The 19,010-nt window shown below is 67.2% G+C and carries 19 protein-coding genes; 7 read left to right on the top strand and 12 right to left on the bottom strand.

Annotation, left to right across the window (positions count from 1 at the left end; all coding sequences use genetic code 11):
* Positions 1 to 193: 193 nt before the first annotated feature.
* Both AC0KTM_RS05520 and AC0KTM_RS05515 read right to left on the bottom strand, forming a co-directional pair.
* Complete coding sequence (locus AC0KTM_RS05520; protein WP_238957489.1) at positions 194 to 916, bottom strand: DUF1906 domain-containing protein; 723 nt, start codon at positions 914 to 916, stop codon at positions 194 to 196.
* Between the two features lie 49 nt (positions 917 to 965).
* Complete coding sequence (locus tag AC0KTM_RS05515) at positions 966 to 1,406, bottom strand: hypothetical protein (protein ID WP_238957488.1); 441 nt, start codon at positions 1,404 to 1,406, stop codon at positions 966 to 968.
* Positions 1,407 to 1,493: 87 nt separating this feature from the next.
* Between AC0KTM_RS05515 and AC0KTM_RS05510 the strand changes: the two genes are divergently transcribed.
* Both AC0KTM_RS05510 and AC0KTM_RS05505 read left to right on the top strand, forming a co-directional pair.
* A complete protein-coding gene (locus tag AC0KTM_RS05510; RefSeq protein ID WP_238957487.1) occupies positions 1,494 to 2,339 on the top strand; it encodes a helix-turn-helix domain-containing protein in 846 nt (281 codons plus the stop codon).
* 75 nt (positions 2,340 to 2,414) lie between these two features.
* Positions 2,415 to 3,560: an aromatic ring-hydroxylating oxygenase subunit alpha gene (locus AC0KTM_RS05505; RefSeq protein WP_225326598.1), complete on the top strand. Its 1,146-nt coding sequence runs from the start codon at positions 2,415 to 2,417 to the stop codon at positions 3,558 to 3,560.
* Here the strand turns inward: AC0KTM_RS05505 and AC0KTM_RS05500 are convergent.
* Positions 3,549 to 4,904 carry a secreted hydrolase gene (locus tag AC0KTM_RS05500; RefSeq protein WP_472415138.1) on the bottom strand — a complete coding sequence of 452 codons (1,356 nt, stop codon included), beginning with the start codon at positions 4,902 to 4,904 and terminating at the stop codon, positions 3,549 to 3,551. The two genes, AC0KTM_RS05505 and AC0KTM_RS05500, sit on opposite strands and share 12 nt — an antisense overlap.
* A gap of 138 nt (positions 4,905 to 5,042) precedes the next feature.
* Between AC0KTM_RS05500 and AC0KTM_RS05495 the strand changes: the two genes are divergently transcribed.
* Positions 5,043 to 6,509 carry an aldehyde dehydrogenase gene (locus tag AC0KTM_RS05495; protein WP_472415136.1) on the top strand — a complete coding sequence of 489 codons (1,467 nt, stop codon included), beginning with the start codon at positions 5,043 to 5,045 and terminating at the stop codon, positions 6,507 to 6,509.
* On the opposite strand, the gene AC0KTM_RS05490 is transcribed toward AC0KTM_RS05495, so the two are convergent.
* The 6 genes from AC0KTM_RS05490 to AC0KTM_RS05465 are packed head-to-tail and all read right to left on the bottom strand — an operon-like array spanning position 6,504 to position 11,194.
* Positions 6,504 to 7,034 carry a maleylpyruvate isomerase family mycothiol-dependent enzyme gene (locus AC0KTM_RS05490; RefSeq protein ID WP_472415134.1) on the bottom strand — a complete coding sequence of 177 codons (531 nt, stop codon included), beginning with the start codon at positions 7,032 to 7,034 and terminating at the stop codon, positions 6,504 to 6,506. The two genes, AC0KTM_RS05495 and AC0KTM_RS05490, sit on opposite strands and share 6 nt — an antisense overlap.
* On the bottom strand, positions 7,027 to 7,488 hold the full coding sequence (locus AC0KTM_RS05485; RefSeq protein ID WP_472415133.1) for a MaoC/PaaZ C-terminal domain-containing protein: 462 nt from the start codon (positions 7,486 to 7,488) through the stop codon (positions 7,027 to 7,029). Before AC0KTM_RS05485 ends, AC0KTM_RS05490 begins: the two co-directional genes overlap by 8 nt.
* Positions 7,485 to 8,015, bottom strand: coding sequence for an FAS1-like dehydratase domain-containing protein (locus tag AC0KTM_RS05480; RefSeq protein ID WP_472415131.1), 531 nt, complete (start codon positions 8,013 to 8,015; stop codon positions 7,485 to 7,487). The genes AC0KTM_RS05485 and AC0KTM_RS05480 overlap by 4 nt, the downstream gene beginning before the upstream one ends.
* Before the next feature lie 13 nt (positions 8,016 to 8,028).
* Positions 8,029 to 8,454, bottom strand: a complete 426-nt coding sequence (locus AC0KTM_RS05475) for a nuclear transport factor 2 family protein (RefSeq protein WP_238957484.1) — start codon at positions 8,452 to 8,454, stop codon at positions 8,029 to 8,031.
* A gap of 36 nt (positions 8,455 to 8,490) precedes the next feature.
* Positions 8,491 to 10,056, bottom strand: coding sequence for an AMP-binding protein (locus AC0KTM_RS05470; RefSeq protein WP_472415129.1), 1,566 nt, complete (start codon positions 10,054 to 10,056; stop codon positions 8,491 to 8,493).
* 10 nt (positions 10,057 to 10,066) lie between these two features.
* Entirely contained in the window at positions 10,067 to 11,194 is a 1,128-nt protein-coding gene (locus AC0KTM_RS05465; protein WP_225326606.1) for an aromatic ring-hydroxylating oxygenase subunit alpha, read from the bottom strand.
* A 106-nt stretch (positions 11,195 to 11,300) separates the two neighbouring features.
* Here AC0KTM_RS05465 and AC0KTM_RS05460 point away from each other — a divergent pair, with 106 nt between their 5' ends.
* Positions 11,301 to 12,545 (top strand): cytochrome P450, encoded by a 1,245-nt coding sequence (locus AC0KTM_RS05460; RefSeq protein WP_472415127.1) that lies wholly within the window; start codon positions 11,301 to 11,303, stop codon positions 12,543 to 12,545.
* Between the two features lie 107 nt (positions 12,546 to 12,652).
* On the opposite strand, the gene AC0KTM_RS05455 is transcribed toward AC0KTM_RS05460, so the two are convergent.
* Both AC0KTM_RS05455 and AC0KTM_RS05450 read right to left on the bottom strand, forming a co-directional pair.
* On the bottom strand, positions 12,653 to 12,847 hold the full coding sequence (locus AC0KTM_RS05455; RefSeq protein ID WP_472415125.1) for a ferredoxin: 195 nt from the start codon (positions 12,845 to 12,847) through the stop codon (positions 12,653 to 12,655).
* A 19-nt stretch (positions 12,848 to 12,866) separates the two neighbouring features.
* A complete protein-coding gene (locus AC0KTM_RS05450; RefSeq protein ID WP_472415123.1) occupies positions 12,867 to 15,281 on the bottom strand; it encodes a CaiB/BaiF CoA-transferase family protein in 2,415 nt (804 codons plus the stop codon).
* Between the two features lie 92 nt (positions 15,282 to 15,373).
* Here AC0KTM_RS05450 and AC0KTM_RS05445 point away from each other — a divergent pair, with 92 nt between their 5' ends.
* Together AC0KTM_RS05445 and AC0KTM_RS05440 are read left to right on the top strand one after the other, a co-directional pair.
* Positions 15,374 to 16,195 (top strand): FadR/GntR family transcriptional regulator, encoded by an 822-nt coding sequence (locus AC0KTM_RS05445; RefSeq protein WP_225326609.1) that lies wholly within the window; start codon positions 15,374 to 15,376, stop codon positions 16,193 to 16,195.
* Positions 16,196 to 16,214: 19 nt separating this feature from the next.
* Positions 16,215 to 16,931: an SDR family oxidoreductase gene (locus tag AC0KTM_RS05440; RefSeq protein WP_472415121.1), complete on the top strand. Its 717-nt coding sequence runs from the start codon at positions 16,215 to 16,217 to the stop codon at positions 16,929 to 16,931.
* 3 nt (positions 16,932 to 16,934) lie between these two features.
* Here the strand turns inward: AC0KTM_RS05440 and AC0KTM_RS05435 are convergent, their stop codons facing one another.
* Positions 16,935 to 17,795, bottom strand: coding sequence for an LLM class flavin-dependent oxidoreductase (locus AC0KTM_RS05435; protein WP_225326611.1), 861 nt, complete (start codon positions 17,793 to 17,795; stop codon positions 16,935 to 16,937).
* Positions 17,796 to 17,871: 76 nt separating this feature from the next.
* Here AC0KTM_RS05435 and AC0KTM_RS05430 point away from each other — a divergent pair, with 76 nt between their 5' ends.
* On the top strand, positions 17,872 to 18,942 hold the full coding sequence (locus AC0KTM_RS05430) for an acyl-CoA dehydrogenase family protein (protein ID WP_225326612.1): 1,071 nt from the start codon (positions 17,872 to 17,874) through the stop codon (positions 18,940 to 18,942).
* Positions 18,943 to 19,010: the final 68 nt, after the last annotated feature.

Genomic DNA, 19,010 nt, shown 5'->3' with positions numbered 1-19,010 from the left:
CTGCGCAGATCAAAGCAGTTTTGTTATCGAATCGTTACATAAAAATTTTGAGCCGTGGAGCGCCGTTCACGCGGCATCGGCGTCGTCGTCCGCCGGGCGCGCGCGTCCGCCCCGCCCGGAAATGAGCGAACGAGTGTTTGCTGGGGTTTCTAAGAGTCCGAGTCCCGGTCGGAACGGACGGCGATGTGGGCCGCTAGGCCCACTGCCCGAATTGGGGTTTGAGGATTTCGTTGATGTCCACGCCGACCCCGCCGACGCTGCGTTTGTCGATTTCAACTTGGTGCAAGTTGGCGGCGGGATGAGCGTACCCCTTGGGGGAACCCCAGTTGTGCTGCCAGAAGTAGGAGCCCAAACCGTCGTGCAGTGCCCAGTCGATGGTCTTCGAGTTGGCGTACACGCCTGTGCGCTGATGGCCGATCACCGACTCCCACGACCGCAGGTACGGCGCTACCTGGCTTTTGTACTGCTCATAGGAGGGGTCGTCGTCGATCGAGGCATAGATGGGCGCGCTGGCGGGCCCGCCGGCCGCGGCATGCAGTTGCATCCCGCGCTGCGCGTGCTGCAGGCCGGCGTTGGCGCCGCCCAGCCAATCCGCGGTATTGCCCTTGCCGTACTGGTAGCAGGAGACGATCTTGAGACCGTTGCTGTGGAGGTCGCGCGCTTCGGCGACCTGGATCGGCTTGCCGAGCATCCACGTGCCGCCCGGCCGGCGGTCCGAGACGTACCGGATCGATCCCACGGCGCCCGCAGCCCGGATCTGGCTGGCCGGAATGACGCCGGCCGCGTAATCCAGCAGGGTACCCAGCGACGCCGAGGCCGGCGCGGCGCGCAACGACGCACCCGCGACGCCCAGACCCACCAGGGCCGGCGCCGCGGCCGCGTATTTGAACAGGTCGCGGCGCGAAACTGATGACACAAGCCACAGGGTACGACAGAGACCTCAAGTGGCACATTGATCACACTGGTCACAGGTGTGTTGCAGTGCCGTATCGGCGCTGCAGCGCGCCCACTGCGCCCAAAATCGCGTACGGGCCGGTCACCGCCATCAGGCTCAGCAGCGAGCGAACCCTGGGATCGCCGCGCTTGAGGCGTCTCAGCTCCATCAGGGCGTTGACGTTGTCCAGCGTGTCGACCATCAGGCCGATGTATTGCCAGCGCCGGCGGTTGGGTTCGTCGCTGCTGAGATAACCGACGCCCAGGGCCAGGGCGCGGGCCCCGAATATGCGGATCAGGTACTTGAGCTCCGTGGACAGCAGGTGATCCGGCACGCCGTTCATGCGCGTCTGGGACGCGGGGTAGGCGAATGCGGTGGCGCCCAGCAGGATCCGGCCGACGGCGGCCGCGGCGAAGGCGCGGCGCAGAACCGTGGGCTGCGGCGGCAACGTTGGTGTCGGTGATGTGGTCATGACATGCAGTCTTCGCCGCCCAGGTAACTACGTCGATTACCTTCGAGGTAGTGGTTTAGGCCCACCCACGGCGTTAGGTTTTTCAAGATGGCTGGGGGCATAGCGGGTACCGCGGTGCGGGAGTGGCGCACTCGTCGGCGATTGAGCCAGATGGAACTCGCGCATCAGGTCGGCGTCTCGCCCCGCCACCTCAGTTTCGTCGAGACCGGCAGGGCCAATCCCAGCCGTGCCTTGTTGCTGCGCGTCGGCGAGTCCCTGGATCTTCCGCTGGCTGCGCGCAACCGACTGCTGCTCGACGGCGGCTACGCACCGGTGTTCGGCGAGCACACCTTGGATGCCGAACGAATGAGGCCGGTGAAGGAGGCCGTCGACTCGGTATTGGCCGGCCACGCCCCGTACCCGGCCATCGTCACCGATGCCTGCTGGAACCTGATCGCGGGGAACGTGGGTTGCGTCGTGCTCGCCGAAGGGGTTGACCCCGAGCTCCTGCGCCCACCGATCAACGTCATGAAGTTGTGCCTGCACCCGCGGGGGTTGGCGCAGCGCTTGCTCAACCGTGCCGAGGTGCACGCGGCCATCCTGGGCCGGGTTCGCCGGCACGCGCGGGCCACCGCGGCGCCCGACATCCGCAGGCTTTGCGAGGAACTTTCGAGTTATCCGGCGCCGGAGGGAGCCGACCGCGGCGAGCGGACCGGCGAGCTGTACGTGCCGTTTCGGATGCTTACGCTCGACGACACCGAACTCCGGTTCATCAGCACCATCGCAACGTTCGGCAGCCCGCTCGACATCTCGGTGGAGAGCCTCATCATCGAGTCGTTCTTTCCCGCGGACCCGGCCACCGCCGACTACCTGCGCGGTCTCGACAGCGATCGGCGCCTGCGAGCGATCGCGCAGCAGCACCCGCAGGTGCTTCCCTACATCGGCTCGCGCTAGCGCGTGGACCTTAATTTATTATCACTATAAAGTTAGTAGAGTTAACGCGAGCGCTCGACTGCAACCGGAGTTCAGATGGAACGCGACCAGCTCATCGACCTGACCCGCCGTGCCTTGAAGTTGGCGCGCGACAAGACAACCGACCTCGCGCCGAGCGAGCATCGGGTCGACGCGCGGGACTACACCAGCCCCGAGCGCCACCGCCTCGACCGGGCCATGCTGCTGGCCAGCCCGCAGTTGGTCGGCTACGTGTCCGAACTTCCCGCCCCCGGGGCGTATTGCACCAAGACGGTGATGGGGCGGTCCATCCTGTTGACCAGAACCTCCGATGGATCGGTGAAGGCGTTCGACAACGTCTGCCTGCATCGGCAGTCGCAGGTGGTCACGGGATGCGGCACCGCCAAGCGGTTCACCTGTCCCTACCACGCGTGGACATACGACAACACCGGGCGGCTGGTGGGGGTGCCGGGGCGTGAGGGTTTCCCGGACGCGGCGCTGCGCTCCGACGGTCTGGCCGAGCTTCCGGCCACCGAATTCGCCGGATTCCTTTGGGTCTCACTGGATCCCGGTACGAAGCTGGACGTGGCCGCGCACCTGGGGCCGCTCGCCGACGAGCTCGACTCCTGGGGTATCGGGCGCTGGTCGCCGTTGGGCGAGAAGGTTCTCGACACTGCGATCAATTGGAAACTGGCGATCGACACGTTCGCCGAGAACTACCATTTCGCGACCGTCCATCGGCAAACCTTCGCCACCATCGCACGCAGCAACTGCACGGTGTTCGACTCCTTCGGCCCGCATCATCGGCTGATCTTCCCGCTCAACACCATCCTGGAACTCGACGACATGCCCGAGGAGCAGTGGAATCCGTTCCACAACATGGTCGTGATCTACGCGCTGTTCCCCAACATCGTGCTGTCGGTAACCATCGCCAACGGCGAACTGTTCCGCGTCTACCCGGGTGTTCAGCCCGGCAGGTCGATCACCGTCCACCAGAACGCCACACCGCAAGACCTGTCCGACGAATCGGTGGCCGCCGGCGCTCAAGCCGTCTTCGAATACGCACACGCCACCGTGCGCGACGAGGACTACCGGTTGGTGGAGGGGCTACAGGCCAACCTCGAGTCGGGGGCCCGCGACCACCTGGTGTTCGGTCGCAACGAGCCGGGATTGCAGCACCGCCACATCACGTGGGCCGAGGCGCTGGCGGGCTCAGCTCGCTGACTCGTCCGCCGACAGCACCGCCACCAGGTCGTCCAATAGCGTTGCCAGCACGCCGGTTTGGGCAGGTCGCGCCGCGCTGAGCAGTTCGATCGCCTCGCGCCGACGCCCGGCGGCCACCAACGGCACCAGCTGATCCACGGTGGTCTGCAGGTCGGGATCGGACGGTCCGGTATTGGTAATGGTGGTGGTGAGCACCTCGACCAGCTCCCAATCCCGATACAGCGCGAGCGATCGTTCGTTGAAGGCGAACGCGGTCACCGGCTGGCCGCCCAGCGTCCCGCGGTAACGGTAGGGCCCTTCCATGTATTCGATCGGCAGGCCGTGCGCGGGTGCGGCCACAACCGGCTCGCCGACGATGTCGAGTCCCAGTGTGGGACAGGTGATCCGGTGGCGGTCGGGCATATACCGGGCCGGGGCGAGCGGACGCACCAGGGGCCGCACCGTCTCCGGCCACCGGACGTAGCTGCTGATCGTGACCTCGACGTCTTCGGCGCATTGCGGCGATGTGGCGGGATCGGGGTAGCTCGCGGTAACACCGGTGAAGGGCTGCAGGGCATTGTCGTTCGTGCGGTCGAACTGTCGCCAGATGCTCAAGTCGACGCCGTTGTCGAAGTTGATGGTGCGCCATTCGTGCGACCTGGCCCTCGGATCCCCAGCGGTTCCCCCGCCGCCGGCGTATTTCGGGAACCATTGCCGATCGACATGGCCGCTGCTGCCGGAGACCTGGTGGACCTCCTCGCCCCAGCGCAGGGTGCCGGTCATCGCCATACCGGTCTGGAAGTACGAGTAGGTGTCGTCCTGGCCGAAGCAGACGATCTTGCCGTTGTAGGTCGAGGCGCCCACCGGAGTCGGTGCGCGCGTGGGGGTTACGGCCAGGTCCAGCCGCATGCGCCGGCCGGAATGATCCTCCCCCACCAGGCTGACGCGGTAGGTGTAGGGCAGCAGACCCCCGTCGCCGTTGCGGCAGGTGATCCAGGACGCGGTGCCGGCACCGCTGGCATAGCTGATGTCGAGGTAGCCGGTGGCGAGCTCCAGCTTGCGCGAGGCGCCCGGTTCGAGGTTGGTCGGCGGCATGTCGTAATCCGTGTAGGTGCCGTAATCGCCGGTATCGAGGTCGAAGAGCGCCATAGTGTAGAAGTCGGCGACGATCGTTCCGCCGGGCCGGTTCTTGTTGAAGATGGTCAGGAAGGCAAATGACCGGTCGGTCTCGGCGGCGTCGAGTTGGCCCGCGATGAACCAGGTGTCCGACTCCTGGTCGGGGTGTTCACCTTCGGCGGCGGGGAACTCGAGCTGGCCGTCCCCGGGAACCAACTGGAATGGATAACTGCGCCAGTCGCTCTTCATATCGCGCCTCGCCTCGACATCGTCGCTGATGATCCACCCGCGGCTGCTACTCGTTCTATTTTGGCTATGTTAGCGTCAATAGCGAATCACGGTCACGGTCTCGTCCCGTACCCACCGCTGCCTCGAGGAGGCGCCCCGATGACGAAGAATGCCGACCATCGTTGTTATGACGAAGTGTTCATCGGAGGGCAGTGGCGCAAGCCCGCCGATCCGCATCAGCTCGATGTGATCTCGCCGCACTCCGAAGAGCCGGTCGGCCATGTCCAGGCGGCCGGGCCGGAGGACGTCGACGCCGCGGTCGTCGCCGCGCGGCGCGCCTTCGATCACGGACCGTGGCCGCGGATGAGTCATGCCGATCGGATGGCCAAAGTCGAACAGCTCGCCGCGATCTACGCCGGCCACAGCGACGAGATGGCCGACCTGATCACCGACGAGATGGGCTCGCCGCGCAGTTTCAGCCGGATGGGCCAGGGCGCGGCCGCCGCAACGCTGATCCACCTCGCGCTGGCCTCCGCCCGCGACTTTCCATGGACCGAACGCCGCCAGGGGGTGCTGGGCGAAGTGCACTTGCGCCGGGCCCCCGTCGGGGTGGTCGGGGCGATCGTGCCGTGGAACGTGCCGCAGTTCTTGATCATGCCCAAGCTGATCCCCGCCCTGATCGCGGGCTGCACCGTGATCGTCAAGCCCGCACCCGAAACGCCTTTGGACGCTTTGTGGTTGGCCGAGATGATCGAGCAGCTCGACCTGCCCGAAGGCGTGGTCTCCGTCCTGCCCGGCGGCACCGACGTGGGCGAGGCCCTCGTGCGCCACCCGGGCGTGGACAAGATCGCGTTCACCGGCTCCAGCGCCGTCGGGCGCCGGATCGCCGCCCTGTGCGGGGAACAGCTGAAGCGCGTGAGCCTGGAGCTGGGCGGCAAGTCGGCGGCGATCATTCTCGACGACGCCGACATCGACAAGACCGTGGCCGGATTGAAGAGCGCCGGCCTGATGAACAACGGTCAGGCGTGCGTCGCCCAGACCCGCATCCTGGTCAGCGACCGGAAGCACGACGAGGTCGTCGACGCGCTGGCCGGCATGATGTCAGCGCTCAATGTCGGCAACCCGGCCGACGAGGCAACGGACATCGGACCGCTTGTCGCCCAACGACAACAGCGCCGCGTCCAGGACTACATCCAGTCCGGCCGCAGCGAAGGCGCCCGCCTCGTCCTGGGTGGCGAACAGAGTCCGTCCGAGCGCGGCTGGTACGTGCAGCCGACGCTGTTCGCCGACGCCACCAACGACATGCGCATCGCCCGGGAGGAGATCTTCGGGCCGGTGCTGACGGTGCTGCGCTACCGCGACGAGGACGACGCGATCCGCATCGCCAACGAGACCGACTACGGTCTGGCCGGTTCGGTGTGGACATCCGACATCGGGCACGGCCTCGAGGTCGCGGCCGCCGTCCGCACCGGGACCTACGGCATCAACATGTACACCCTCGACATCGGCGCGCCGTTCGGCGGATTCAAGCAATCCGGCATCGGGCGCGAGTTCGGCCCCGAGGGCCTGCACGAGTACGTCGAGCTGCAGACGCTGATATGCAAAGGACAGCTGCCGCCCCTATGAGGTCTCCGGCCGCCAGCAGGGATCGCGGCCAAGGCGCGCCAGAAGCCTTGCCTGCGCGTCGGTCTCGTCGCGCAGCGTAATCGGTGCACCGAACATTCCGGACGTGCCCAAGTCCAGGGGATCCGTCGGTAGGCGGGCGCAAAACATCTCACACCACTCGGGGTCCAGTCTGGCGTCGGCCCCCACCGCACGCGCGAGGTCCCAGGTATGCACCAGGACATCGCGGGTCAGATTCGGGATCAGCGGGTAGGCATCGAGCCGTGTTGCCACGCCTGAGGCAAAAGCCTCCGTCAGCGAGTGGTAGGTCAGTTGCCACCGCTCGAGGGGATCCTCACGCGGCCGGTCGGGCTTGAGTCCCAAGGGACGCAACAAAAGTACGTCGTGAAAGCCAATGACGTGCTCGAGCACTCCTCGGGCATCCCAGGCATCGCAGGGGGTTTGACGGTCCCATTTGCCATTCGCCGAGGCGACCGCCGCACCGAACCGCCGACACACCGCCAAGTGCAGCTCGACCGCGTCATCCATCGCCGTGGGGTGGGGATTCGGGCATCTGCAAGGTCAGCTCGACCGGGCAGCACAGCGCGCCATGCTGATTGGTCACCTGGATCTCGATGTCGACCAGACAGAGTGCCGGGTCCACCGAGGTGTCCCGCCGTTTCGCCACCGCCCGGCCACGGCCGGTCATCGTGTCACCGGCGTACACCGACCCGGTCAGCCGCATGGAGCGACGCACCACCCGGCTGCGCGGTCCCGCCCACTCGGTCGCGACGCGGTCGGCGAAGCCGGCGAGGTGCATCGTGTTGACGTAGATCGTCGGATTGCCCTGGGCCTGGGCGTAATCCGGATCGAAATGGCCGGGAAAATAGTCCCACGTCGCCCCGGCGTTCTCCACCACGCGCTGGTAGCTGATGTGGTCAACCACTTCGGGCAGCTCGACCGGAACGGTGATCCGGTTCCAGTCCAGGCCGTCGGCGGTCACGAGGACGGTCCGGGGGTGAAGCGGAACAGGGTGTTGCGGGAGGTGGCGACCACGGTGCCGTCCTGGCGGCGGTAGGTCTCCAGCGTCTCGACGAAATGACCGACGCCCAGCCTGGTCCGCTTTTCCGGCGACACCGATACCAGCTCGTCGACGACGGTCAGCACGTCGCCTTCGACGATGGGTTGGGGAAACTCAACGTCGTTGGCCGCGTTGATGAACGTGGTGCCCGGCAGCGGCACCCGCAAAGCGATCAATGAACCGGATCGCCTACCTCCGGGCTGCCAGGGGGGCGCGATCAACCATCCCATCAGCAGAGCGGGTGGCGCGAGCAGCCCACCCCACTGCTGACGAGCGAACTCGGAATCCCAATAGGACCGATTGCCGTCGCGGACCATCGCGGCGAAAAATTGGATGCGCGCGGCGCTGACCGCCGTGGCCGCGGTGCGGGGTTCGCTTTTCGCGCCGACCATCCGCAGCGCATCTTCATAGGTGCCGAAGGCCAGCCGCTGGCTGAAATCCTGATCCACGTATCGATGCCGCTCACATCACGAGCGGATGCCGGCTAGGGACCGAATCCCACTGCAACGTACGGGATGTGAAGTACCAGCCGCCGCGCTCGTAGACCAGAGTGTCGCGGAAGATTCCGGTGGCCCGCAGTGTGGTGTCCTCGAACATGGTCGCGAAAAGCATGGCGACACAATGCTGGTCGGCGTTGACCCCGTCGACGGTGATCTCGTGGTCGACCGTGATCAGCCGTTGCCCGTCGCCGCCGTCGAAGGCCGCGCGCAGATCGGTGAACGTCTCACCGTCACGGGTATAGCTGGCGCCGGAATGGCGGAAGGTGGCGATCCAGCGCTCGCGGTCGCCGCCCGAATAGGCCCGATTGTGCCGGGCATTCAGGTCCAGGATGGCGGCGCGGCCGGTGGCGGCGTGGAGCAGCTGCTGTTCCTGATAGGTCATGGTCATTTCGCTTCGCAGCCTCTCTCACAGTGATGGGCAACGTTACCGGGCAACGATATACCCCTCTTTCTCGCGATCCCATGCGTCCGGATTCACACCTTGGTTGCGCAAGAGGTCTTTGCGGATGCGCCCGACGATGTTCTTCGGCAGTTCGTCCACCACCTCGACGTATCGCGGCACGCAGAAGTACGGCATCCGGGCCGCGCAGAAGTCGAGCAACTCCGCGCATTCCAGCGTGGCCCCGGGACGCAACGTCACGACCAACAGGATGTCGTCTTCACCCAACTCGCTGGGGACACCGACGGCCGCGGCTTCGAAAACCGCCGGGTGGCGCATCACGACCGCCTCCACTTCGGCCGAGGAGACGTTTTCGCCGCGCCTGCGCAACGAGTCTTTGACGCGGTCCACATAGGTCAGGTTCTGATCGGCATCGAGTCGCCCGAGATCACCGGTGCGGAACCACTCCGGGTGCGGGTCTACCCGCAACCCCTCGCTCACATAGCCTTCGCTCATCACGTGCGCCCGCTTGGGCCGGCAGGCGATCTCCCCGACGGCGCCGGGCGGCAGCGGATCGCCGCGCTCGTCGATGATGCGTACGTCGAAATCGGGATTGGGCCGACCCGAGGTTCCGGGTACGCCCTCGTCGGCCACGGCCTTGAGGGCAATCGGGAATGCCTCGGTCAACCCGTACATCGTGACGATGCGGCAGCCGTAACGCTTTTCGATGTCGCGGTAGGAGGCAGCGTCGATGGGCGCGGCCGAGATGAACCGCAGCGGCAGCTGCGCATCACGGGCATCCGCGGGCAGGTTTTGCAGCATCGACACCATCGCGCCGGCTCCGGCGAAACCGATAGCGCCGTGGGCGCGTATCTCGTCCCACACCTCTGCGGGGTGAAAGGCTTTCGCCAACACCGTGGTTCCGCCGACCAGCATCGGCGCCAGCACGCTGGGCGCCGCGCTCAAATGGAACAGCGGCATCGCCGTCCACAACACCTCCCCCGCGCCGAACTCCCACGCCGACGCGACGGTCGCGGCCACCGAGAACAGGTAATGCCACGTCGTGGCAACCGCTTTCGAGGGCCCGGTCGTGCCCGATGTGTAAAACAGCACCCCCACGTCCGCCTCGCCCGCGGGACTGTCGCTCACGGGGTGAACGGGCGTGCTGAGCAACGCTTCGGTGAGCGAATCATCCAGCACCACAACGTCGGTCACCGCAGCCAGGCGGCCGGCGACCTCGTCGACCCGGGGCGCCCGCTCGGCATCGGTGAGGATCACCTTGGCGCGCGACAATTCAAGCGTGTGCAGCAGAAAATCACCCTTGTTCGCGGCATTGACGGCCGCGCTGACCGCGCCGATGCGCGCCGCGCCCAGCCAGAAGTACACCCATTCCGGGCACGTGGCGGTGAACAACGCCACGCAGTCGCCGCGGCCGACACCCAAGCCGGACAAGATGTTTGCCGCCGCACGGGACTGTCGCCGCATCTGCTCGAAGGTCACGTCCACACCGGCGATCGACATCATCACCCGGTCGGGATGCTGCTCGGCCCGCCGATCCAGCACGGCCGGCACGGTGAAACCGTCGACACCGAAATCGGCGGGCCCAGGCATCAGGGTTTCGTCAGGCTTCCGACGCCGCCGGGTCGGGCTCACCGTCGGCAGTGTAGCCGAAATCGGACGGCGACGGTTGCGTTCCCGGATAGAAGCGGTGCGCCCAGCGGCGAAGGGCCGCGTAATCGTGCGCCTCTTCGGGAGCCAGATTCGGCTTCTCCAGATACTTCATGTTCTCCCAGGTGAAGAAGTCCTGCTTGATGACTTCTTGCTGAAGCGCGAGGAACCGGGCGGCGCGTCCGGTGGGCACGTCACCAGTGTCCCCCGGCTCACGAACGGAAGCCTGTGTGTAGAAGTAGTCCGTGTAGTCCTCGTCGACCGGCGTCTGGCCGGTGACCTGAACGGTGGCCACCAGCTCGCTGGGGAATCGCACCACACCCAGCCCCAGCGAGTAGTTGTCGTAGATGATCTTGGCGTCGACCGGTCCGTTCGGCGTCAGCCACGTCTGCGCCCGGCCCCCGCCGAAGTGGGCGTTGACCGTCGCGTGCAGGTGGTATCCGGCCACCTCGAACGACGCGGTAGTGGCCGGATTGGCGGCCTTGTGCACGTACTGAACGTGATACGGGTCTGCGGCGTTCTCGATGATCATCTGCGGGTGCACCTTGACCCGGTTGAGCATCTGGGTGTGCGGGTGCAGGGGGTAGTACTCGTTCGTCTCCAGCTCGGGCAGCACCGGGGGCTGCCAGTACGGCGCCCGCCCGTGCCGCTCGTGCCAGGCCAGGACGAAGCCGTACCACTCCATGCTCGGATAGGTCCGGATGCGGACATTGTTCTTGCAGCCGATCTTGCTGTAGGGAATCAGCGCATTGCTGCCGTCGCCGCGCCATTGCCAACCGTGCCAAGGACAGACGATGTGCTCGCCCTCCACGGTGCCGCCGACGGCGAGGTTGGCGCCGAGGTGCTGACAGTAGGCGTCCATCACGTGGACCCGGCCCGACTCGGTGCGGAAGAGCACCAGCTCCTCACCGAAGTAGTGCGCGCGCTTGACCTGACCGGGAGCCAGGTCCGAGCCGAACGCGACGATGAACCAGCCCGTCGGGAAACGGTAGGTCGACAGCGCGATGCCGGCCTGCCCGAACTCTCGTTCTGAGGGGTCCTCGGCCGACTCCGGGGCCGAGTCCGAAACTGTTCGCGTCACGAGCACTCCAGTTCGACGACTAGCTCTATTTTTACTATCTTAGGCATAGAACGTCAACGCGGCGCTCACCGGTTGTCGGTGCGTCGCCGCAGAACGGGGCTCGGCGATGACGGCTGCAGCGGTCGACCTGTCCGATCGGTCTTTGTGGTACAACGGCTTTCCCGACGACCTGTTCGCCGAGCTGCGACGCACCAGCCCACTCTTCCGGCACGACCTGACGCCGGGGGTGGCCCAGGCCGTGCACCGCGATTTCTGGATGGCGACCAAACACCGGCACGCGGTCCGCCTGCACCGTGACACCGAGTCGTTCACCGCGGCCGACGGCCCGCTCATCCAGCCGGTCGCCATGTTCTCGTCGTTCCCAACAATCATCACGTTGGACCCGCCGGACCTGAACAGGCGCCGCAAACTCATCTCCAACGCGTTCAATCCCCGCGCCATAGCCAAACTCGAGGAGGGAATCCGCGCGCGTGCCGCGCGGATGATCGACGACCTGCTGGCCGCGGGCGGCGGAGATTGGATCGAGGACGTCGCCGACGCGTTGCCGATGACGGTGATCGGCGACATCATCGGCATCCCGGACGAGGATCGGCCGCGAATCTTCGGCATCTTCGACCAGATCCTGAAAGCGCTTGCGCCCGAGGCGCGCCCGAGCGGGCAGGTGGAACTCGATCTCTTTGCTTCGGTCTTCGGGTACGCGATGGAGCTCACCGCCGAAAAGCGGCGCAATCCCACCGACGACATCTGGAGCACGCTCGCGACCGCGGTGATCACCGGCGACGACGGCGAGCGATTCAGCCTGCCCGAGAACGAGCTCGAGTTTTTCTTCTTCGTGCTGGCGTTTGCCGGCAGCGACACCACCAAGAACGCGTTGGCCATCGGGCTGCAGGCGTTTATGCGCAATCCACAGCAGATCGAGCGGCATCGCGCGCAGGAAGCGTTGCGGCCGGGCGCGGTCGAGGAGGTGCTGCGCTGGGCGTCGCCGGTGGCGTACTGGACGCGCACCGCGAAGGTCGACGTCGAGATGGACGGCCAGCGCATCGCCAAGGGCGAACGCGTGGTGTCGATGCTGCGGTCGGCCAATCGCGACGAGGAAGTCTTCGATGCGCCGTTCGCCTTCGACATCGGCCGCCAGCCCAACCCGCACGTGGCGTTCGGGGGCGGCGGACCGCATCATTGCCTGGGCGCCATGCTGGCCCGCGCGGAACTGCGCGCGGTCTTCGACGAACTGCTGCTGCGCTGCGATGACATCGAAATCGGCCCGGCCAAGGCCGCGCATCCCAACCTGACCACCAACATGTCGATCTACGACGAGATGGCGATATCGCTGCGCGAGCGCCGCGGAGTCTGATTGCCCGACTCCTCACTCGCGCCCTTCCGGCGCTCGCCGTCGCCGCGCGAGTCTGATTGCCCGACTCCTCACTCGCGCCGTTCCGGCGCTCGCCGTCGCCGGGCGAGTCAGTCCTCGACCAGCCGCAGCGCGGCCTTCGGGCACTGGTCCACCGCGGCGCGCACGTCGATTTCCAGCCGGGCCGGCACGGGGCCGTCCGCGATCTGCACTACGTCGGCGTCCCCCAACTCGAACACGTCCGGTGCAAGCGATTCGCAAAAGCCGTTGGCCTCGCACACGTTCTCGTCGACCGTTACGCGCATCAGATGCCCTCCACTTCTCTTACAGACCCTTGGGGCGGGTCCCGATCACCCCGCTGGTCGCAAGGCGTGTCAGTTCTTCGTCGGTCAGCCCACACCGATCGCGCAGGATCTCTTCATTGTGCTCGCCCAGCTTGGGCGGCGGTCGCAGCAGCCATCGGTCCTGGCCGTCGAGCAGGGCGAACGGCGGGCACGGGTAAAGGCCGAGTCCGGTGCTGCGATGATGCAGCGCCTCGAAAAAGCCGCGCTCGCGCAACTGCGGATTGTCGGTGACCAGCGACGGCGACACCACGGGCGCGGCGGGAATTCCCGCGTCGGCCAAGCGTTCCACCGTCGATTCAAGGGTTTGGTGGACGAACCAGTCCGCCAGCCGGGCATCGACCTCGTCGGCTCGTTCGTGGCGCCCGGCAACGGTGGACAGGGCCTCGTCCTCGCACCACCCGGGACGATCCATCACGTCGACCAGCGCGTGCCACTGCGCATCGTCGCGGACGGTCACGGCGATCCAATCGTCGTTCTTGTCGCCGGAGCCGGCGCAGCGGTAGATGTTCTGGATCGCGGCGCCGTGTCCGCGGTTGCCCCGGCGGCTCAGCGTGACACCGAAGACCTCGGACTCGATCGCCTGGATCGCGGTGGCGTTGAGCACCGTTTCGAGCATCGGCAGCTCGACCAGCTGGCCCGACCCGGTGCCCTCAGCGAAGCTCAGCGCGGCGAGCACGGCGAACGCGGCGTGGACACCGGCCAGTGGGTCGCAGGCCCCGCGCGGGGCCACCGGCGGAGCCTCGGGCAGCCCGGTCACCCAGGCCAATCCGGCGATCTGTTCCATGGTGGGGGCGAAGCCGACCCGATCCCGCCACGGACCCTCGACACCGAATGCGGGCATCCGGGCGAACACGAGTTCGGGGTTGACGCCGAGCAGCACCTCGGCGGTGAGGCCGAAGTGCTCCATCACCCGCGGCGAGAAGTTCTCGATCACGACGTCGGCGCCGGCGACCAGTTCGGTGAACAGGCGACGGCCCTGCTCGGATCCCAAATCCAGTGTGACCGAACGCTTGTTGGTGTTCATCGCGTGGAACACCCAGCCGTACTCCCACCAGTCGTCCACGTCGGTGCGCATGCCGCCCGAGTAGCGGATGCCGTCGGGCCGCTGGATCGATTCGATCTTGACGACGTCGGCGCCGAACGCGGCCAGCAGGTGGGTCGCGGCCGGCCCGGCCCAGAACGCGGTCAGGTCGATGATGCGGACACCTGCCAGCGGTAACCCATCCAGCGCCGGTTCGGATTCGTATTCATCACGGCGCCAAGGCGATTCGCCATCGGCCTCACCGAGCCGGGGCGTGGCGCCCACGCGAGCCGGCGCGCAGGCCGACATCAGCCACGGTGGGCGGGGCTGGTGAAAACCGGCCGGGTTGTGGATGAAGGCTTCGCGCTGGCGCACGTATTCCAGGTCCCGGATGGTGGAGCCGTTGCCCAGCGCGGCGATCGGCAACCGGAACAGATGTCCGAGCTCGACGATTTCCGCGACGGTCCGTTCGGCCAGCCAGGGATGGATCTGTTCGCGGATCAGGTCGCGGTATTGCCACCGGCCGATCTGAAACCGCAGTTGCTCGATCTCCTCCAGTTGCGGGCATTCGACCATCGCGGCGAAGTCGAGCCACTGCTGCCCGGTCACCATGGTGATCCCGACGTAGCCGTCCTTGGCGGGCTCGATCGACGGCACCTCGGTGGTGCGGCGGACCGGCGGGACGCGCAGCAGTTGCGAATGCAGCCATTCGCTGCTCTGCATCGTGGTGAGCGCTTCGAGCATGGACAGGTCGAGATGCTCGCCGGGCCCGCCGCGCTCGACGCGGCGGCGCACGGCCAACGCGCCGAACGCCGCGAACACACCGCCCATGTACTCGCCCAGATCGCCGCCGATGGAAATCGGGGGCCCGGCGGGATCGCCGCGGAAGCCGGGCGAGCCGGCCCACGCTTGCAAGGTGAACTCGCTGGCGGCGCGGTCCGCGTAGGGTCCGGCCCAGCCGAAATCGGAGATCGTGACGATGACGGCCCGCGGCGAATGTTCCAGCAGTTGCCGCGGGTCGATGCCCATCGCCGCGGCCTGCGCCGGGCCGGCGGTGACGACGACGACGTCGGCGGCGCCCAGCATGGCGCGCAGTCGCGACGAATCCGAGCCACCGGGGGCGAACGTCATGCTGCGCTTGCCGGCGTTGAGGTAGCTGAAAAAAGGCGCGGTGCCGTTTTCGGCGACCGGCGAACCGCTGGCGGTGTACCGCCGCAGCCAATCCCCTTGCGGCGGTTCGATTTTGTAGACCTGAGCGCCCGCGTCGAGCAGCAGCTTCCCGCAGTAGCTGCCCGCTATCCGGTCACTGATCTCGACGACACGCAAATCGTGTAGCGGTGTCGGCCGGCTTTCGGACCGCTCGCTCACTTGCACCCGCCCTTCCGATCGACGCGCGATCAGAGAAGCTATTTATATCATTACTGCTAAAATAGCTAAGCCAGCGAGTTGATTTGTTCGAGGATCGGATGACCGCCTTGGGAATTGGCCCCGACGCCCGGCGCCGGTTGTCGGCGCCGCGGATCGCCGAAATCGTAGCCGATGAGTTGCGCCGTCAGATCATCGACGGCGACCTCGCCGATGGCGATCTCCTGCCGCGGCAAGAGGTGCTCGTCGAACAGTTCAACGTGAGCTTGGTGTCGCTGCGTGAGGCCTTGCGGATCCTGGAAACCGAGGGCCTGGTGTCGGTGCGGCGCGGGAACCGTGGCGGCGCCGTCGTGCACGCCCCGGCGAAGACCAGCGCCGCCTACATGCTCGGCCTGTTGCTGCAGAGCGAGTCCGTCGAGGTGGCCGATCTCGGTATGGCGTTACAGGAACTCGAGCCCGCGTGCGCCGCGCTGGCCGCCCGCCGCCCGGACCGGGCCGAGACCCTGGTGCCCGAACTCACGCGGATCAACGAGTCGATGGCCGAACACCTCGAAGACGGCCGCCGGTTCACCGAAATCGGCCGTGAATTCCATGATCTCGTCGTCCGCGGCTGCGGCAACCACACGATCATCGCCGTCGTGGGCAGCCTGGAGACGCTGTGGACCAGTCACGAACGGCAGTGGGCCGACGAGAGCGCGTCGCGGGGCACCTACCCTTCGCTGGCTCAGCGCCGCGCGGTGCTCACCACCCACGTCAAGCTGACCGAGACGATCGCGGAGGGCAACGTCGACCGGGCCCGTCGTATCGCCGGGCGCCACCTTGCCGACACCCAGACCTACGTGCTGTCCGGTCAGCACGATCAACGCATCTATGCGCTGTCCCCGCAGGCCTTGTCGCGGTCGCGGGATATTCGGCAATCCTGAAGGGCGGCCTGCAACGGTCATGCGAACCGCATTGGTCACCGGCGGCAGCGGCGGGATCGGAAAAGGGTGCGCCCGCAAGCTGGTTGAGCGCGGCTACGACGTGGTGCTCTCGGCTCGCCGGGAAGGCCCGCTGCGCGCCGCGGCCGAGGAGATCGGTGCGCGTCATGTGGTGGCCGACGCCTCCGATCCGCTCGGATTCCCCACCGCGATAAGCGCATTGGGGGAAATCGACCTCGTTGTCCACGCGGCGGGAACGCTCGGCGGAACCTACGCGCGCAAGCAGACGTTCGAGCAGTGGCAGGCCATCATGTCGGCGAACCTGGATTCGTGCTTCGTGGTGACGTCCGCGGTGCTGCCCAGGATGAAGTCGGGCTCGCGGCTGGTGTTCATCTCGTCCTCGGCGGCACACGAGCCGATGCCGGCGCGCACCGCCTATTCCGCCTCAAAAGCCGGCATGAACGCGTTCGCGCGGGCCCTGGCGCTCGAAGTCGATCGCGACGGCATCAGCGTGCATGTCGTCACGCCGGGCCCGGTGGCCACCGAGATGCTGCAGGACGTTCCGTTCGAGATGTACGCGATCGCGGTCTCCGACGTCGCCGAAGCGGTCGTGTGGCTGGATACCGTTGACCCGTCGGTCGACTTGCCGGAGATCCGCCTGTCCGCGGTGGAGCGCGGCCCTTTCGCGCGACCGCCGGTCGTGCCCACCGAGGCCCGCCGCCGCGCGCAACGGGGTTGACGCCTACGGCGCCGGAAAGGGCTTGATCACCGATTCGCCGAACTCGTGCAGGGAGTCCGGTGCGGCGAAGTCGGCGAACCAGACATAGAACCGCTCGACCCCCTGGCCGGCCAGTCCGGTGAAGTGCCCGAACAGCTCGTCGGCAGCCCCGCAGATCAGTCCGGATCCCAGGTTGCCGAATCGGCGGGTGCTCACCTCGCGCACGGCATCGGGATCGGTTCCCGACCGAACAAAGCCCACCATCTGCTGGGTCGACAACCGGGCGGTTCCCGCGGCCCCGGCCAGTTTCGGCAGCTTGTCGAGCTGATGCGCCGGCAGATTCCACCAATCCGCGTATCTGCGAACGAGTTCCATCATCCGGGGACCGCTGCCACCCAGGACCAGCGGTATCGGGTGCGACCGTCGCGGCGCCTGCGGCGCCGACTCGCCCTCCCCCATCCCGTCGCCCCAGTACTGCCTGAGCAGCTTCAGGTGGCGGTCGAGTTGAGCGACCCGTGCTTTCGGATCCTGCTGGCCGACATCGAATCTGGCGAACTCCGCGGGCCACGACCCCGACCCCAGGCCGAGCTCGAATCGGCCGCCGGACGCCTCCGAGAGGGTGACGGCCTGTTTGGCGAGCACCGCGGGGTGGCGGAACGCGTCGCAGAGCACCAGATGACCGATCCGCAGCCGTTCGGTCTTGGCGGCCACCCAGGTGGCGATCCCCATTGCCTCCCAGATGCTTTCGTCGGGCAGCCCGGGCGCCTCGAGGTGATCGATGAACGCGATGCCGTCGAAGCCACTGGCCTCGGCGTGGCGCGCCCGCTCCGCGATGTCGGCCGCCGACAACCGGACCTGCGGCAGGAACAGATACCACTCGACCATGCGCCACCTATGCGTGTGATTCGGTGCGATTGCACCGGCCGGGCTAGTTTATTATCTTTACTATGTTAGAGGTCTTATGGATGTAGGGCTGAACTCGGAACAGTTGTCGCTGCGCGACGCCGTACGCGACATATTACGTACGGAGTGCCCGCCTGAGGCCGCGCGTCAAGCGATCACCGATCCGGAGCGCTGGCGCGCCCTGTGGAAGACGGTCGTCGACCTCGGCTGGACCGAACTCGCCGCCCCCCAAGCAACCGACTACGGGCCGGTCGAGCTGGCCGTGGTGCTCGAGGAATGCGGTGCCGCGCTCGCGCCAATCCCGTTGCTGAGCAGCGTCGGTCTGGCCGCGGGCGTGCTGCGGGCCGCCGGCCTCGACTCCGTCCTGGCCGACATCGCCGGTGGCGCCGTGGCCACGTTGGCCGTCCACGCACCCGGGTCGCGACTGCCCGGCGCGCCGATGACACTGCGTGACGGGCGGATGCGCGGCCGCGCCGTCGCGGTCCCCCACCTGTCGCGCGCCGAGCTGGTCGTCACGCTCGCCCGCGACGACGCCGGTGACACCGTGGCGGCGGTCGTCCGTGGCGGCGACGGTGTCACCGTGGTGCCGGCGGCTGAACCCACCGACCCCGCCCAGCCATTGGCTGCGGTCGACATCGACGCCGTGCCCGCGGCCGCCGCGAGCGTCGACGTCGAATCGGCGCTGACGGCGCCGTGGGTGGCCTGCGCCGCCGACCTGGTCGGCGTGGCGAGCGCCGCGTTGCACCGCTCCGTCGAGCACGCGAAGTCGCGGCGCCAGTTCGGCCAACCGATCGGCGCATTCCAGGGAATCAAGCACGCGCTGGCCGACAACTACGTCGGCCTGGAACGCGCCCGCAGTCTCACCTATGCGGCCGCGGCGCGCCTTTCCGACCCGGCCGCGACGCCCGGCGATGCGTGGACCTCCGCCGCCCTCGCGAAAGCGGCGGCCGGTGACGCGGCCGCCGCGTGCGCGCGCACCGCGGTCCAGGTGCACGGCGCGCTCGGACAGACCTGGGAACACGACGTGCACCTCTATGTCAGGCGCGCTTGGCAGGGCGCCGCGCTGCTGGGCGACAGTCGCGCGCTCTATCACGAGGTGGGCCGCCGATTCTGCGGAGGCGCCGCGTGAGCCGCACCGGCGACGATGCAGCGGGGGCACCTCCCGCTTGCGGGGGACGCAGCGATGAGGAGGAGCGG

The sequence above is a fragment of the Mycobacterium sp. NTMscope_Eco_3 genome (genome assembly GCF_976985685.1).
The sequence above is the reverse complement of the archived record's forward strand: the minus strand, read 5'-3'. Positions and strand labels throughout refer to the sequence as shown.